Genomic DNA, 16,160 nt, shown 5'->3' with positions numbered 1-16,160 from the left:
AGGTCGCCGAGGTTGGAACCGTTGGACGGGTGGTTGCGGCAAATCGAGTCGGGCGGGGCCCTGGACCGCATCTGGCCGGAGATCTACCGGCACTACGGGTACGAGGGTGTTCGCGTCTTCGACGTGCACGGGGGCACCGCCGAGCTGACCTTCGCCGAGGGCGGCGAAGGGGAGCCGCTCGAGGAGCTCAAGATCGTCGCCCGACCCTGGGACGGGGTCATCGGCCGCGCCTTCAACAGCGGCGAGCTGCTGGAGGTGCGCGACTACCCCCGGCACCCGGACGCGCTGCCGACGCGCAGCGACTTCGTCCGCAGCCTGCTCGTCCTGCCGCTCCGCTTCGGGGGCGAGGACCACGGGGCCGTCGTCATGACGATGCACACCCGGCCGCACCCGGGTCTGGACGCGGGCCAGCTGCAGGAGCTGCGCATCCTGCAGAGCCTGCTCTCCGCCCACGCGGCGCTGCGCCGGCAGCGCCGCAGGAACGAGCGCCAGCGGGGGCTGGTCGCCTTCATGGACGAGATCCACAAGATCAACCGCCTCGACGAGCTCGTCCCCGTTCTTTTCCGCAGCCTTTCGCGGGACGTGGCCTACAATGCCGTCGCCATCAACTTCATCGAGGGGGCTTCGCTGCGCATCCTCTACGGCGTGGGTGAGAGCGGCCAGGGGCCGCGCACCATCGGTGAGGCCATCGTACCGTTCGAAAAGGAGACCCTCACCCACCTCGTCTTCAGCAGCGGCGAGCCGCTCTTGATCGGGGACATGACCGACCCCATGGCCCGGCAGATGTACCCGGTGCGCACCCTCGACCCCGAGCCCGAGCGCGACGAGCCCGAGCTGCGCAGCTTTCTGGCCGTACCCTTCGAAAGCCGCAGCACCAAGGGCGTGCTCTCGTTGCAGTCGATGCGCCCCTGGCACTACGGGCTCGAGGACCTGGAGCACCTGGTCTCGGTGGCCGAGGTGCTGGGGTACGCGATCGAGCACCTGCGCTGGCGGGGGCTCGAGCGCTTCGCGCGCCGGTTGGGGCAGCTGCAGTGGCGCGCCGGCGAGGAGCGCGAGTTCTTCCACCAGCTGCTGCTGGCCACCTCCGAGGTCTGGAACCAGCTGGGGGCGGCCTTCTTCGTGCGGGAAACCCAGGAGTCCCCCTTCGAGCGCATCGCCGTCACCGGCCGGGTCGAGTGGCTGCCGCGGCGCCTGGACCCCGTCAGCCTGCACCTGGAGCAACCGCTGATGTTCTCGCGCTTCCGCCAGCTCCCCGAGGTGTTCCAGTCGTTGTGGAACCCGGAGAAGATGCAGGGGGGGCTGTTGCTGCCGTTCGGGGAGGGGTTCATCTGGCTGGCGAGCGCGCGCGGATTCACCGAGTGGGACCTGCAGCTGGCGCGCTCGATGATGCGCGAGATCCGCCCCTACGCCGAACGCCTCGGGCTGCAGGCGCGGCTCGCCCGCGAAGCCGCGCTCGATCCCCTCACCGGGGTCTACAACCGCCGCCAGCTGGACCAGCAGCTCGCCCGGCTGGCCTCGCTCGCCGCCCGCCACGGCCACGTCTTCTCGCTGGCCGTCGTGGACATGGCCAACTTCGGCAGCGTGAACAACCGCTACGGCCACCTCGTCGGCGACCGGGTGCTCGCGCGCGTCGCCGGATTGCTCAAGCAGGCCCTGCGCGAAGAGGACGAGGTCTACCGCCTTGGCGGCGACGAGTTTGTCATCGTGCTGCCCCACGCGGGGCGCGAGGAGGGTCTGCACGCGGCGCGACGCGCCGCGGAGGTGATCGCCCGCGATCCGGAGCTGAGCCACTACGGGGTGCACGCCAACTTCGGGCTGGCCGTCTACCGGGAAGGCGACACCCCCGAAGACCTGCTGGAGCGGGCCGATCGTGAGATGTACGCCGCCAAGAAGCGTGGATTGACCGTGCTCGAGCAGCCGCTGGACGGCTAGGGCTTCGGCAGGAAACGCCGGCCCGCGAGCCGCTCCGCCAGCTCGAGCGCCGCCTGCTTGTCGAGGAACTGGTTGCCGTTGCCGCACTTGGGGCTGAGCACGCAGCGGGGGCAGCCGTCCTCGCAGGGGCAGCCGCCGAGCAGCTCGACCGTCGCCTGCAGCCATCGCTCCCACTGCTCCGCCCCGGCGCGCACGTACCCGACCCCGCCCGGGTAACCGTCGTAGATGAAGACCACCGCACCCTCGCCCGAGGGCAGCGGCCGCGGGTAGACGGGGTAGCTCACGCCCCCCACGTCGCCGCGCTCGGCGAGCACGAACAGCGGCAGGAGGCCGATCATCGCGTGCTCAAGCGCGTGGATGCCGCCCGGCACCTGCTCAGCCGCCAGCGCCTCCACCGGCGGATGGAACCAGACCGCCTCGGTGTCGAAGGCCACCTCCGGCATGGGCTGCTCCACCTCCTCGAGCACCGCCTCGGTGACGTAGCGTTTCTTCACGTAGCCCGTCACCTGCTCCTGCATGCGCACCCGCCCGACCCAGACGCCGGGGCGCACCTCGCGGGCATGCTCGGGGTAGACCTCGATCTCGGTCCGGGCGCGCGGCTGCGTGTAGTAGTCCTCGAGCCCCGGCAGGAGCACGATCTCGCGTTTGCGCGGATCGAGGTTGCGCACCAGGTAGCTCTCCCCCTGATGCAGGTAGACCGCGCCCGGATGGGCCTCCCAGTAGGCCTGGCGTTCGTCGAGCTGCCCCAGGGCGCGGCCTTCGGCGTCGCGCAGGGTGAAGGTGACGCCGCTGCCGCGCAGGGTGAGCCTGCGGTGCGGTGCCTTGAAGGGGGTGTGAACCCGCCTCTTGCGGCGGACCAGCGGCTCATCCTCCAGCAGCTCGGGCCGGTAGAGCGGCTCCGTCTCGTCCACCGGCAGCTCGAAGGCGGCGCAGTGGAGGTGGGGCGGGTAGAGGTAGGGGTTCTGCCAGTCGGCCACGGCCGACTCCGGCGGGCTGCCGAGCAGCAGCTCGGGCCGCCGCAGAAAGTACTCGTCGAGCGGGTCCTCGCGGGGGATCCAGAGCGTGAGCGCCCGCTCGCGGCCGCGCCCCGCGCGCCCCGCGCGCTGCCAGAAGGCGTTGACCGAACCGGGGTAGCCGACCATGACCACCGCGTCGAGGCCGCCGATGTCGATGCCCAGCTCGAGGGCGCTGGTGCTGACGAGGACGGCGAGCTCGCCCGCACGGAACGCCTCTTCGAGGCGGGTCCGCTCCGCGGCGGTGTACCCCGCGCGGTAGCTGCGGATCTTGTCCTCCACGGCGGTGCCGCGGGTGTAGCGGCCGATCAGCTCCGCGGTCTTGCGGCTGCCGGTGAAGATCAGGGTCTTGAGGTCGTGGGTGGCGGCCCAGACGGCCAGCTCCGCCGCCTCCAGGTTGGCGCTGCGGCGGCGGTCGCCGCTGGCGTCCAGCGCCCGGGGCTGCCAGACGACGAACTCGAGCTCGCTGAACCGGCCCGAAGCCGCGATCGCCTCGAACGGCCGCCCGCTCAGCGCGGCGGCGTGGGCCGCGGGGTTGGCGATCGTCGCCGAGGCGGCGATCAGCTGCGGACGGGCGCCGTAGTGTTCGGCGAGCCGCAGCAGCCGCCGGAGGATCAGGGCCACGTGGCTGCCGAAGACGCCGCGGTGGTAGTGGGCCTCGTCGATCACGACGTAGCGAAGGCGGCCGAGGAAGCCCGCCCAGGCGGGGTGCCGCGGCAGGATACCGAAGTGCAGCATGTCGGGGTTGGTGAGGAGGGCGAGCCCCTGCTCGCGCGCCTTGCGTCGGCGGGCGGGCGGGGTGTCGCCGTCGTAGGTGAAGACCCGCTCCGCGAGGTCGAAGGGGTCGGCCAGGGTTTCGAGCCGGCTCCGCTGGTCGCGCGCCAGCGCCTTGGTGGGGTAGAGGAAGAGGGCGGTGCCGCCCTGCTGCATCGCCGCCAGCACCGGCGCCTGGAAGACCAGGCTCTTGCCCGAGGCCGTCGGCGTGGCCATGACGACGTTGGCACCCGCTTCCAGCTTTTCGAAGGCCTCGGCCTGGTGGGCGTAGGGGGCGAGGCCGAGGCGGGCGAGCACCGGCTTGAAGGCCCCCTCGTAGGGCACCACGTCGGGCGGCCGGGCCGGCAGCACCCGGTGAAAGGCGACCTGCCCCGCGTAGCCGGGCAGGGTCTCCAGCCAGGCCCGATAACCGCCGAAGGGTTCGACCGCGAGGGGCAGCATGCAGGGACATTCTATTGAACCCGCGTGAGAAACCGGCGCCCACAGGGCGCCGGCCGGTTCGGGACGCGAGGATTAGTTCTTCTTGGGGACGTTGAGGAAGGGCTGGTTACCGCCGGGGCCCGCCTGGGGGACGCCCGCGGCCTTGGGCGGGTTTTCCTTTTCCACCACGGCCACCCGCTGCACCACGGCCGCCGCCAGCTCCTTGTAGGCCTCGGCCACCGGGCCCTCCTGGAAGGCGGCGGGCAGGCCGGCGTCGGAGCCCTTGCGGATGTTGACGTCCATGGGAATGCGCGCCAGCACCGGCGCGCCAAAGGTTTCGGCGAAGGCGTCCATGCCCCCCTTGCCGAAGACGTCGATCTCTTCGCCGCACTTGGGGCAGACGAGGTAGCTCATGTTCTCGACGAAGCCGAGCAGGTTGACGTTCATCTTGTTCAGCATCGTCACCCCGCGGCGCACGTCCTCCAGGGCCACCTCCTGCGGCGTGCCCACCACCAGCGCCCCCGAGAGCGGCAGCAGCTGCATCACCGAGAGGGGGATGTCGCCGGTGCCCGGCGGCATGTCCACCACCAGGTAGTCGAGCTCGCCCCACTCGGTCTTCTGGGTGAAGTCGCGGACGAAGCCGTGCTGCAGGCTGCCGCGCCAGACGACGGGCTGATCTTCGGGGATGGCCGAACCGATCGAGACCAGCTTGATGCCCTGGGCCTCGATGGGCACGATCTTCCCGCCCTGGGTGCGCAGCGGCACCCCGCGCACGCCGAGCATGCGGGGGGTGTTGGGGCCAAAGGCGTCGGCGTCGAAGAGGCCCACCTTGGCGCCCATCTGCATCAGCGCCACGGCCAGGTTGACGGCGGTGGTGCTCTTGCCCACGCCGCCCTTGCCCGCGATCACCGCGACGATGTGGGCGACGCCGGGTATCCCGGTGCTCACCTCCACCGCCGGCGCGGCGCCCATGGTGACCCGCACCTCACGGACCCCCGGCAGCGCCCCGACGGCTTCCTCGGCCTGCCGCTTGAACTGGTCCTTGATGGGGCAGGCGGGCGTGGTCAGGCGGATGGTAAAGCTGACCACCCCGTCTTCGATCTTGAGGTCGCGTACGAACCCGAGCTCCACGATGTCCTTCTTGAAGTCGGGGTCGACGATCGTCGAAAGCGCTTGGAGTACCGTCGCAGTATCTAGCATGCCGTATCGATTCTGACGCAAGCGGGGCCAAAAGTCTACTGCTCGGCTTGCATTTCCGCGTAGCGCCGCCGTTCGTACCGGTAGAAAGCCACCGGGATGACGAAAAGGGTGAGGAGGGTGCTGGAGAAGATGCCCCCGAGGATGATCACCCCCAGGGGGATGCGGAACTCGGAGCCCTCGCCGAGCCCCAACAGCAGCGGCAGCGAGACGACCAGGATGGTGAGGCTGGTCATCAGGATGGGCCGCAGCCGCAGCCGCGCGGCCTCCACCAGCGCCCGGTCCAGGGGCATCGTCCGGGCACGTTCGACCGCGAAGTCGAGGAGCAGGATGGCGTTCTTGGTTACCAGCCCCACCATCATGACCGTGCCCAGGATGCTGATCACGTCCAGGCCGGTGCCCATGAAGTAGGAGAGCCAGAAGGCCCCGACGAGGGCCAGGGGTACCGGAAGGAGCAGGTAGACGGGGTAGCGGAACGAGTTGAACTGGCTGGCGATCACCAGGTAGTTGAGCACCAAAGCGAGCAGGAAGGCCAGCGGGGCCGTGGCGGCGAGGTCGCCGGTGAAGGTGGTGGTGCCGGTGGCCAGGTAGCCGACGCCGCCGCCCAGCAGCCCGGCCTCGGCGAGGGCGCGCTTAAGCCGCTGCTCCGCCTGCAGCGCTCCGGCCTCGGGATCGACGAGGTTGACCTGGTAGCCGGCGGAGTAGGCCTGGTTGGTGCGTCCGATGCTGGCCGCCTGGTCCCGGCGCTCGAAGCGCCCGAGGCCGGCGAGGGGGACGGTGGACCCCAGGGCGGGGGCGGCGATGGGCAGCGCCAGCAGTTGCTGCACGCTGGCGAGCGCCGCGGGGTCGGCGCGGACCACGACGGGCGTGTCCCGCCCGCCGTCGCTCAGACGGCCGGCCTCCAGCCCGGTCAGGTAGGCGCGCAGCGTCCGCCCCACCTCGAGGGCGCTCAGACCGGTGCCCGTCAGTTTGGCCGCGTCGAGGCGGAAGCTGTACTCCTGGGTGCGCTCGGAAAGGCTGCTCTTTGCGTCGCGTACGAAGGGCAGGGACCGGATCAGGCGGAGCGCCTCGCGGTTGAGCTCCTCCAGCCGTGCCTCGCTGGGGGCGGTGAGCACGAACTCGATGTCGGCCGCGCTCGGAGGGCCGCCGGTGATGGGCTGCACCCGCACCTTGGCCTCGGGATGTGCGGCGACGCGCGCCTGCAGATCGCGCCGGAGCACCTCCGCCAGGGCGTACTGGTCCATGCGTTCGTCCTTGGGCACCAGCTGCAGGCTGAGGCTGGCCCGCTCGGGGGCGCTGCCGGTACCCGCGTTCTGCGAGGCCCCCACGGTGGTCACCAGCGCGTCCACCTCGGGGCGGGTGAGCAGGTAGCCCTCGAGCCTCTGAACCAGCGCGTTGGTGGTGTCCAGGTCGGTGCCCTTGGGCAGCGTGAGGGTGATTTCGATGAAGCCGCTGTCGGCCTTGGGCGTGAAGTTGAAGGGCAGCCGCGGCAGCACCCAGGCCACCGAGGCCATCAGCACCAGCGCGCCCAGCAGCACCAGCCCGCTGTGTTGCAGCAGCCTTTGCACCAAGCGGGCGTATCCGTCCTGCAGCCGCGCGAAGGGGAGGTCCACCGCCTCGTGCGCGGCGCGCATGAGCGCACCCAGCGCCCCGCCCAGCATCCGCGCCGCGTAGCGCAGCAGCGGGTAGCCCAGCGCGAAGCCGGCCCCGGCCAGCACCGCCGGCAGGGCCGCGCCGCTAAGCCGGTGGCCGCCGTAGGCCAGGGCGAGCGCCGCCGCCCAGAAGGCCCAGCGGCCCAGCGCGGCCCGCCAGGCTCCGAGGTCGAGGTGGAAGCTGCGCAGCAGCCGCCCCAAGTCGCGCCAGCCCGGCGGCTTGGGGTCGGGGAAGTAGGCCAGCCGTACGGTGAGGAAGAACATCGCCTCCAGGTAGCTGATGGCGATGGCGGTGGAAAGGCCGATGCCGAACTCGCGGAAGAGCTGGCCGACGATGCCGGGCAGGAAGCTGATGGGAACGAAGACGGCGAGCAGGCTCAGCGTCGTCGCCAGCACCGCGGTGCTGACCTCGGAGGCCCCCCTGAGCACCGCCTCCATGCGACCGTACGCCTGCTCCAGCCAGCGGTCGATGTTCTCGGCCACGACGATGGCGTCGTCGACCACCAGCCCCACGGCCACGATCAGCGCCAGCAGGCTGATCACGTTGAAAGTGAAGCCTAAGACGCCGTAGACGACGATGGATCCGGCCAGGGTGACGGGAATGGCGAGGATGACGGAAAGCGCGGAGTTGGTGCGGCCGAGGAAGACGAGGATGATCACCGAGACGATCAACGCCGTCATCAGCGACTCGACGAAGGTGTCGTTCACGGTGGCGCGGGTGAAGCGGGTGACGTCGAAGACGGTGCGGAGCCGGTAGCCTTCGGGGAGTTGCAGCGCGGCTACCGTCTCGTGGACGCGTCGGGCGACCTCCACCACGTTGGAGCCGCTCGCCTTGCGCACCGCCATGAGCACCACCGGGTCCCCGTTGAGGCGGCTGAAGGTCTCGGCCCGCCCTTCCTGCAGGCGAACTTTGGCGACGTCGCGCACCTTCAGCCCCCGGCGCGCGTCCACCGTGCGCTCGGCTACGTCGTGGGGCGTGGCGGGTCGGCTGCGGAGACTGACCACCCGGTGCTCGCCGCGCACGTCCAGGGCACCGGCGGGGAGGTTGACGGTGTCGGCCGCGAGCGCCTGCACCACCTGCAGCGGCGAGAGGCCCAGGACCGCGAGGCGGCTGGGCTGCAGCAGCACCGCCACCTCTTCGTCGGGGCCGCCCACCACCTGCACGTCGGCCACGCCGCGGATGCGCTGCAGTTCGGGTTTGAGGCGGTCCTCGGCGTAGGCGCCCAGACGCCCCAGCGACTCTCCCGGGGCGGTGAGCGCGACGAAGAGGATGGGGTCGGCCGCGGGATCGAACTTGGCGACCACGGGGGGTTCGGCGTCGGCGGGGAGCTCGCCGCGGATGGCGGAAACCCGCTCCGAGACGTCCACCGCCGCCACGTTCACGTCGACGCCGTAGTCAAACTGGACGATCACCTGCGAGGCCCCCTCAAGCGAGATCGAGGCGATGCGGTCGACACCGGAGAGCGTCGAGAGCGCGTCCTCGACGGGCTTGCTGACCTGATCGGCGATCTCGCGCGGGCTCGAGCCGGGGTAGATCGTGGTGACGGTGACCACCGGGACCTCGATCTTGGGCAGCATGTCCACCCCCAGGCGGAAGGCGGTGAGCAGCCCGAAGAGGGTGACCGCCAGGAAGAACGCCGTGGTGAGGACGGGCCGCTCGACGAAGAAGCGGACCAGCGGGTTCTCCCTCACTCCAGGACCTCCAGGTACGAACCGTCACGCAGGTCCTGGGGCAGGGGATGGACGACGCGCTCCGGCAGCCCGGCGCCGCGCACCACCGCCCACCCCTCCGCCTCGGCCACGACCTCGACGGGTACGGCGCGGGCGCGCTCGCCGCTGGCGGCGAAGACGTAGCTCCGGCCCTCGCGCACCCGCAGCGCGGTCGCCGGCACCCGCGGGCCCGAGGCGAGGACCAGACGGTAGCGCAGCAGCACCGCGCCCCCGAACGGCAGTTCGTCGCCGCCCTCGAGGGGGCGGGCGTAAAGACTGATCAGACGGTCCGGCCCCGGCACCGGCGCGCTGCGCAGGAGCTCGAGCGGGTAGCGGCGGCCCAGGAAGAGGAGCGTCAGCTCGGTCGGATCGAGCCGGGCCACCTCGTCGGGGGGCAGCTTGAAGACCACGTTGCGCGGTCCCGCGACCAGCTGCACCACCGGCGAACCGGGGCCCACGAAGGCCCCCGCGTCCACGAAGCGGGCGGCCACCCGGCCGGCGAACGGGGCGGTGATGCGGGTGTCCTCCAGCGCGGTGCGCGCCTGGTCGACCGCGACCTGCGCCTGCTCTACCTGCAGCCGCAGCTGCGCCAGGTCCTCGTCCTTGCTGCGCTGCCAGCGCCGGTAGGCGGCTTCGGCGGCGGCGGCGTTCGCCGCCGCCTGGGCGGCCGCGGCGGCGAGCCGGTCCACCTCGACCGGGGCCACACCCCCCAGCGGCAGCAGCGCCCGCGCCTCGTCGAGGCGTTTCTCGGCGTTGGCCAGGTTCTGGCGCGCCGCCTGCCGCTGGCGGGTGAGCTGCGCCTCCTGGTCGGCGAGCCTGCGCTCGGCGGCGACCCGGTTCAGGCGGGCCTGCTCCAGGGCCAGCTGCGCCTGCCGCAGGCGGTCGCGAGGGTCGCGCTCGTCGAGCTGAACCAGCACGTCCCCCCGTGCGACGCGGTCGCCTTCGCGCACGGGCACCGCGGTCACCTTTCCGCCGGTGCGCGCGGCCACCCGCACGTCGCGCTCCGGCTCGATGCGACCCGAGGCTTCCCGCACGACCGTAAGCGGTCCGCTGGAGACCGCGACCGTGCGCACCTTGAAGGCGGAACGTTCCTGCACCGCGGGGGTGGAGGGGGCGGCTTCGCCGCCGCGGTTGCGCTTGCAGCCGCCGACGAGCAGCAGCGCTGCGATCAGGGCTAAGAGGAGGCTAGTGCGCATCGCGCACCTCCAGCGGCCAGGCGGTCGCCACCGCCAGCTCCCAGGCGGCGGCGAGCAGCGCGTGTTCGGCGTTCTGGACCGCCACGGCCGCCTGCTCGCGCTCGAGCTCTGCCTGCAGCAGCGCGAGTTCCGAGATCAGCCCCGCGCGGTAGCGCTCCCGGGCGACGTCGAGGTCACGGGCGGCCTTGTCGCTCTCGCCGCGCGCCAGGTCAAGGTCGCGCTGCCGCTCGGCCACGGCCTGCCAGCGGGCCTTGGCCTGCAGGCGCAGGCCGCGTCGCACCTCTTCCAGCGCGGTGCGCGCCTGGGTCAGCTGCAGCTGCGCCGCTTCGATCCGGGCGCGGGGGGCGTAGCTGGGGTCGAGCAGGGCCAGGGCGGTTTGCGCGAGTTCCACCCCCTGGGCGGCGCGCAGGCGGTCGGGGTGGGCGTCCAGGCGGAGGTAGACGGCCTCCAGGCCGGGCAGCACCGGGGAGCCCGCCGGCGCCAGCGCCTCGCCCGGCTCCGGCCCCCCGACCAGCGAGAAGAGCCGGGCGCGGGCGAGCGCCCGGGCGTCGTCGGCCTGCCGCAGCCGGTTGCGCGCCTCTTCCAGGCGCAGCTCGCTGGCGCGCAGCTCCTGGCGGCCGATGCCGCCCTTGACGTAGCGCAGCTGGGCGACGCGAAGGGTGCGGGCGGCCAGTTCGAGCCCCCGCTCCGCCAGGCGGTAGGCCGCCTGGGCGTCGAGCAGCTGGGTGTAGGCGAGGCTGATCTCGGCGGACGCCCGTATCCGCTCCAGGCGTAGCTGCGCCGCGGCCAGCTCGCGCCGCTGACGGGCCTGCAGCCGTTCCAGACGCAGCGCCGCGGGGTCGGCCTCGGTGCGCGCCCACTGCGCTTCGGCGTCGTCGAGTTCGGCGCGCGCGGCCACGACCGGCGGCCGGTCGTCCGCGCGCGCCAGCGCCTCCGGGTAGCCAAGGGCCAGCGCCGGAAGCGCGCTCAGCAGCAGGGCCAGGGGGATCCAGGGTTTCATCGCCACACCTCCGATGGGGGGACCGCAAGGAAGACGAGCCGTTCGAGCCGTGCCCGCCGTACGTCGTTTTCGGCCTGCTGGAGCTGCAGCTCCGCCTGCAGCCGCGCCAGCTGGGTCTGCATCAGCTGCAGCGGCGTAATCAGACCCAGACGCTGCCGTTCCCGCGCCTCGCGTTCGTCGGCGCGGGCGGCGTCCAGACGCGCCGCGGCGCGCTCGGCCGCGCGCAGGGCCTGATCGATCCGCTGGCGCAGGCGCAGCGCCTCCACTACGGCCTGGCGGCGGGCCGCCTCCAGGGCCGCCTCCGCGGCGCGCAGCTGCAGGCGCGCTTCGGACTGCTGTGCCCAGGTTTCCGCCGAGAGGCTCAGGCGGGCGCCCACGCGCCACTCTGTGCGGGTCCGCGCGCGCGCCGGATCGGCGAAGGTGGCGTAGCCGTAGGCCACGCGCGCCCCGAGGGTGCGCGACTCCAGCGAAACGGCGAGGCTGCTGCGGTCGTCCAGGTTGAGCCGGTAGCCGACCTCTACGGTGGGCCAGAAGTCGCGCCCGCGGTTCTTCAGGGCCACCCGGGCCCGCTCCACGGCGATCCGGGCGCGGGCGAGCGAGGCGGGCTCCGCCCGTTCGGGCGGCTCCAGGGGCCAGGGCGGAGGGGGCGGGGGCTCGGAGGTGAACGCGGCCAGCCCCTTTTGGGCCAGCTCGAGCCCCTCCCGGGCCTGCTCCACCCGCGCCCGTGCGTCTTCCAGGGCCAGGCGCGCGGCGCGCAGGTCGGCGTCGCCCGCAGCGCCCTTGCGGCGCCGCAGCTCGGTGGCCGCCAGGGCCGCCTCCGCCAGGCGCCGCCCCTCGCGTGCCACCTCCAGACCCTGCCGGGCCTCGGCCAGGCTCAACGCCGCGCGCAGGGCGGCGGCCTCGAGCTCGGCCTGCGCCTTGCGGTAGTCCAGCCGCGCCTCGGCCAGGTCCAGGTCGGCGAGCCGGCTGCGGTCGGCGTAGTCGCCGAAGGTCAGCGGCCGCAGGGTGAGCCCCACCTCCGCCTGCGAGGCCTCGTTGGGAACGTCGGGGCTGACGAAGCTGCAAAGGACGTCGTTGCTGGGGTCGGGGTCGGCGAGGAAGGGGCAGGGTTCCGCTGGGTCGAGTGCGCGCCGGGTCCAGCCCCCCTGGGCGTCGAACGCCAGCCGGTTGGGCGCGAGGCGCGCCGCCAGGGCGCGCGCCTCCACTTGCAGGCGGGCCGCGCGAAGCTGGGGGTGGGCCTGCAGCGAGGTCAGGAAGGCGGGCTGGGCGGCGGCCAGCGAAAGCAGCCAGGCAGCCCAGATCCGCCGCTTCATGCCCGCGCCTCCTGGGCGGCCAGGAGGCGGCGCAGGTAGCCGCGCAAGGTTTCGATTTCACCCGGCTCGAGGACTTCGAGCGTCTCGGCGGTGTAGTCGCGCCAGGCCGCCCGGGCGCGCTCGAGCCGCCGGGCGCCGGAGGCGCTCAGGGTGATGCGCGTGCGCCGGCGGTCGTCGGGGTCGAGCTCGCGTTCGATCAGACGGCGCTCCTCGAGCTTGGCGAGGTAATGGCTGAGCAGGGGCGGGTCCCACTGCAAGGCGTCGGCGATCTCCTTGGGGTGGTGGAGGCCCCGGTCGATCAGCTCGAGGATGAAGACCTGTTCGGGGCGCAGCCCCAGCGGTTTGAACAGGCGGGCGGTGCTTTCCTTGACCCGCCAGAGGAAGAGGAAGAACTCTTCGTCGAGTTGGGCCAGCAGCTGCCGGCGGTCGGGGTCCATGCCGGGTATTTTAAGGTTTTAAATGTTCAAATCACAAGACGTCGCGGGGGGTGCCGCGGGTGCGCCAGTTGACCCAGTTCTTGCGCCAGCGCAGCGCGGTCTGCACCGGGCCGAAGAGGGGCGAGAGCGGCCGCACGTAGCCGGGGAAGCGCACCCGCCGGCCGCCGAAGCCCTCCTTGAAGCGGTAGATGCCGTAGGCGTGCGACTCGGGGGTGAGCACCCGGGGCACCCCCCAGAGGTCGTAGACGCGGTAGCCGTGCTTCATGCCCCAGCGCATCGCCGTCCAGTGCATGGCGTAGGGGGCCATCACGTTCTTGTGCTCGCGGCTCGAGCCCCCGTAGAGGTAGTCCACCCGGCCGGCGAAGGCCACGAAGAGCCCGGCCGCGAGCGGCTGGCCCTGGTACTCGGCCAGGCTGATGAAGGCCGCGCCCCCCGGCTGCTCCATCGCCCGGAAGACCGTCTCGTAGTAGCTGCGGGCGTGCTGCAGGAGCTTCGCGCGCCGGTTGGTTTCGGTGAACAGCGCCAAGAAGGCCTCGAAGGCCTCTTCGGCGTCGCCTTCGCCCGGGCGCACGATCCGCGCGGTCACCCCTTTGCGGGCCGAGAGGCGGATGTTGTAGCGCGTCTTCGACTTCATCCGCGCGAGCACGGCTTCCTCGCCGGCTTCGAGGTCCACCAGGATCGAGTACTCGGGCTGGATCGTGGCCGCCGGCTGGAGACCCGCGAAGGCGGGGACGTCGTACGGCTCCTCCAGGGCCAGGGGGGGTTCGAGCTGCAGATAGAGCGCGCCGCGCGCCGCCCGCGCCAGCTGTTCGGCCACCCGCGGCAGCAACCCCGCCTCGGCCAGCGCCGGACCGCGGGGGGCGTAGGCCAGGCGCAGCGGGCCGGCCAGGTGGCGCGTCATCAGCTGCGCCGCGGCCACGGGCTCGCCACCGTCGAAAAGGGCGAGGCGTACGGGCTTCCAGCCGCTCGTGCGCTTTACCTCGCCCCAGCCCCACGACTGCAGGGAGCTGGAGAGCGGGAGCTCGCCGACGATACGGTTCCAGGCTTCGGGGGTGTCGATCTCGCGTCGTTCCATGGTAAGGGCGGCCAGGCCGCACCCAGCCATTATGCCCTACCGGAGCTCGCGCAGGGCCAGGCGGATGAGCTCTTCGGCCCCGGCCTCGGGCTGCTTGGCGGCCAGCTTCTGCACCACCGCGTGCACCTGGGTCTCGCGGAAGCCCAGCGTGATCAGCGCCGCGGCGGCTTCGCCGGCGGCGGGGTTCTCGACGGGCGCGGCGCTGGGGGCGAGGCCGGCCAGGTGGTCGGGGAGCTTGGTCTTGAGTTCCAGCACGATGCGCTCGGCCAGCTTCCTGCCCACGCCGGGGGCGGCGGTAAGCAGTTTGGGGTCGTCGCCGGTCACGGCCTGCCCCAGCAGGTCGGCGGGCAGGGCGCTGAGCAGGCCCAGCGCCACGCGCGGCCCCACGCCCGAGACGCCGGTGAGCAGGTCGAACCACTCGAGCAAGAGCGGGTCGTGGAAGCCGTAGAGGGTGAGGCTGTCCTCGCGCACCACCAGCCGGGTGTGCAGCCGTGCGGTCTCGCCCACGCGCAGCCGCCCCAGCGTCCCGGTGGGGCAGAAGACCTCGAAGCCCAGGCCGTGCAGGCTCACGATCGCGCGGTCCTCGGCCAGCTCCAGCACGACCCCTTCGAGAAAACGCACCATGGGGCCAGTATACTGTTGGCTATGTCGAAGAAGGTCGCCTACCAGGGGACCGCCGGCGCGTTCAGCGAGGAGGCGGCGCTCACCGTCACCGGGGGCGCCGAGCCGGTGGGCTACCCCACCTTTCACGAGGTCTTCGAGGCGGTCACCTCCGGCGCGGCCGCCTGCGGCGTGGTGCCGGTGGAGAACGCGGTGGCCGGCAGCATCAACCAGACCTACGACCTCCTGCTCGAGTCCGACCTGCACGTAGTGGGGGAGATCTACCTGCGGGTGCGCCACAACCTGCTTGCTCCGCCGGGGACCCGACTCGAGGAGGTGCGCAAGGTGATCAGCCACCCCCAGGCGCTCTCCCAGTGCGACGGTTTCCTGGCCCGGCAAAAGCTGGAGGCCGTACCCGTCTACGACACCGCCGGGGCGGCCAAGCAGCTGGCCGAGCGGCCCGAGCCGGGGCTGGCGGCCATCGCCTCCAGGCGGGCGGCCGAGGTCTACGGGCTCGAGGTGCTGGCCGAGGGGATCGAGGACTTCAACTTCAACTACACCCGCTTCTTCGTCATCGCCCGCGAGGAGCGGCCGCGCGCCGAGGGCCCCTACAAGACCAGCGTCGTCTTCGGGGTGCGGCACAAGCCGGGGGGGCTGCTCTCGGCGCTCGAGGCCTTCGCCCGTTCGCGGGTGAACCTTACCAAGCTCGAGTCGCGCCCCCGCCGCGACCGCGCCTGGAGCTACGTCTTCTACCTCGACTTCGAGGGCCACGTCGAAGACCCCGAGCCCGCCGAGGCGCTGGTGACCCTGCTGCGCCGGGCGGCCTTCGTGAAGGTGCTCGGCTCCTACCCGGCCGCGCCGATGAACGGCGGCTAAGCTTCGCCGAACAGCTTTTCCAGCGCCTCGCGCACCCGGCTCTTGGACAGCCCCGCCTGCCCGAGCGCCTCGGCGTAGGCTTCCCGGTCCACCAGCCGCGCCAGCACCGCCAGCTCGCTTGCGCTCAGGGTGCGCGCGTTCAGCACGTGCTCTTCGAACGAGCGCCACACCAGCGGCACCCGCGCTTTCACGAACTCGGCCACCGCGCGGGCGTAGGCGCGAATCTCGGCCTGGGCGTGGTGGTCGAGCCGCAGCCTCAGGAAGTGCAGCAGGTTGTGCAGGTCCTGCTTCCAGTAGAACTCGGTGTAGATGCCCACGGGCAGCACGCTACGGGCCTGCTCCCGGGCCACCCCCAGCGCCAGCAGCTCCTGGTAGCGGGCATAGACGTCGCGCCCGGCCGCGGCCAGCAGTGCGGAAGCCCGTTCGGCCTCGGCCGCTGGCAGCCGCCCCTCGCCCGCCTGCTTGTTGACCTTGCTCTGGGCGCGCAGCTCCCCGGGGGTGGGCTCGTAGAACTCGTCTTTCAGCACCGAATAGCGCGCCGAGATCTCGTTGACGCTGGCGGTGCGGTGACGGAACCACTGGCGCACCACGAAAATGGGCGCCTTGACGTGAAAGGTGAACTCCACCATCTCGAAGGGGCTGGTGTGCCGGTGGCGCATCAGGTAGTCGATCAGAGCCGCGTCCTCGCGCACCGTCTTGGTGCCTTCGCCGTAGCTCACGCGCGCCGCCTGGACGATGCGGCGGTCGTCGCCCATCGCGTCCACCAGGCGCACGAAGCCCTTGTCGAGCACGGGTATCGTCTGCGGTTCCGTCATGCTCCGATTCTAGCCCGAGGGCGCTTGACAACCCCCGGGGTCGCCTGTACCCTAGGTCTTGCGCCCAGCGGGTGCGGGGATCTTGAAAGCACGGATCAGGGAAGGCGAAAAGCGCAGGCCGGACGCGGGTAAACCCCACACGCGGTCTGC

General features: G+C 72.0%; 12 protein-coding genes. 2 read left to right on the top strand and 10 right to left on the bottom strand.

Going from position 1 to position 16,160, the window contains the following annotated elements:
- Positions 1-12: 12 nt before the first annotated feature.
- Positions 13-1,932, top strand: coding sequence for a sensor domain-containing diguanylate cyclase (locus HNQ05_RS04235; protein ID WP_183677613.1), 1,920 nt, complete (start codon positions 13-15; stop codon positions 1,930-1,932).
- On the opposite strand, the gene HNQ05_RS04230 is transcribed toward HNQ05_RS04235, so the two are convergent.
- The 9 genes from HNQ05_RS04230 to ruvA all read right to left on the bottom strand — a co-directional run bounded on the left by HNQ05_RS04230 (position 1,929) and on the right by ruvA (position 14,343).
- Positions 1,929-4,160, bottom strand: coding sequence for a DEAD/DEAH box helicase (locus HNQ05_RS04230; protein WP_183677611.1), 2,232 nt, complete (start codon positions 4,158-4,160; stop codon positions 1,929-1,931). The genes HNQ05_RS04235 and HNQ05_RS04230 overlap by 4 nt on opposite strands.
- A 72-nt stretch (positions 4,161-4,232) precedes the next feature.
- Entirely contained in the window at positions 4,233-5,339 is a 1,107-nt protein-coding gene (locus HNQ05_RS04225) for an Mrp/NBP35 family ATP-binding protein (RefSeq protein ID WP_147149063.1), read from the bottom strand.
- Positions 5,340-5,374: 35 nt separating this feature from the next.
- On the bottom strand, positions 5,375-8,680 hold the full coding sequence (locus tag HNQ05_RS04220) for an efflux RND transporter permease subunit (RefSeq protein ID WP_147149065.1): 3,306 nt from the start codon (positions 8,678-8,680) through the stop codon (positions 5,375-5,377).
- Positions 8,677-9,894, bottom strand: coding sequence for an efflux RND transporter periplasmic adaptor subunit (locus tag HNQ05_RS04215; protein ID WP_147149066.1), 1,218 nt, complete (start codon positions 9,892-9,894; stop codon positions 8,677-8,679). Before HNQ05_RS04215 ends, HNQ05_RS04220 begins: the two co-directional genes overlap by 4 nt.
- On the bottom strand, positions 9,884-10,894 hold the full coding sequence (locus HNQ05_RS04210) for a TolC family protein (RefSeq protein WP_147149069.1): 1,011 nt from the start codon (positions 10,892-10,894) through the stop codon (positions 9,884-9,886). Before HNQ05_RS04210 ends, HNQ05_RS04215 begins: the two co-directional genes overlap by 11 nt.
- On the bottom strand, positions 10,891-12,207 hold the full coding sequence (locus tag HNQ05_RS04205; protein WP_147149070.1) for a TolC family protein: 1,317 nt from the start codon (positions 12,205-12,207) through the stop codon (positions 10,891-10,893). Before HNQ05_RS04205 ends, HNQ05_RS04210 begins: the two co-directional genes overlap by 4 nt.
- On the bottom strand, positions 12,204-12,644 hold the full coding sequence (locus HNQ05_RS04200) for a MarR family winged helix-turn-helix transcriptional regulator (RefSeq protein ID WP_147149072.1): 441 nt from the start codon (positions 12,642-12,644) through the stop codon (positions 12,204-12,206). The genes HNQ05_RS04205 and HNQ05_RS04200 overlap by 4 nt, the downstream gene beginning before the upstream one ends.
- Positions 12,645-12,675: 31 nt before the next feature.
- Complete coding sequence (locus tag HNQ05_RS04195) at positions 12,676-13,719, bottom strand: lipid II:glycine glycyltransferase FemX (RefSeq protein WP_246104140.1); 1,044 nt, start codon at positions 13,717-13,719, stop codon at positions 12,676-12,678.
- Positions 13,720-13,755: 36 nt separating this feature from the next.
- Positions 13,756-14,343, bottom strand: a complete 588-nt coding sequence (ruvA, locus tag HNQ05_RS04190) for a Holliday junction branch migration protein RuvA (RefSeq protein WP_147149076.1) — start codon at positions 14,341-14,343, stop codon at positions 13,756-13,758.
- Positions 14,344-14,364: 21 nt separating this feature from the next.
- Here ruvA and pheA point away from each other — a divergent pair, with 21 nt between their 5' ends.
- Positions 14,365-15,195: a prephenate dehydratase gene (gene pheA / locus HNQ05_RS04185; RefSeq protein WP_147149078.1), complete on the top strand. Its 831-nt coding sequence runs from the start codon at positions 14,365-14,367 to the stop codon at positions 15,193-15,195.
- On the opposite strand, the gene thyX is transcribed toward pheA, so the two are convergent.
- Complete coding sequence (gene thyX, locus HNQ05_RS04180) at positions 15,192-16,010, bottom strand: FAD-dependent thymidylate synthase (RefSeq protein ID WP_147149081.1); 819 nt, start codon at positions 16,008-16,010, stop codon at positions 15,192-15,194. The two genes, pheA and thyX, sit on opposite strands and share 4 nt — an antisense overlap.
- Positions 16,011-16,160: the final 150 nt, after the last annotated feature.

This window comes from Oceanithermus desulfurans (genome assembly GCF_014201675.1).
GTDB classification, from domain to species: domain Bacteria; phylum Deinococcota; class Deinococci; order Deinococcales; family Marinithermaceae; genus Oceanithermus; species Oceanithermus desulfurans.
This window is presented reverse-complemented; position numbering and strand designations above follow the sequence as displayed.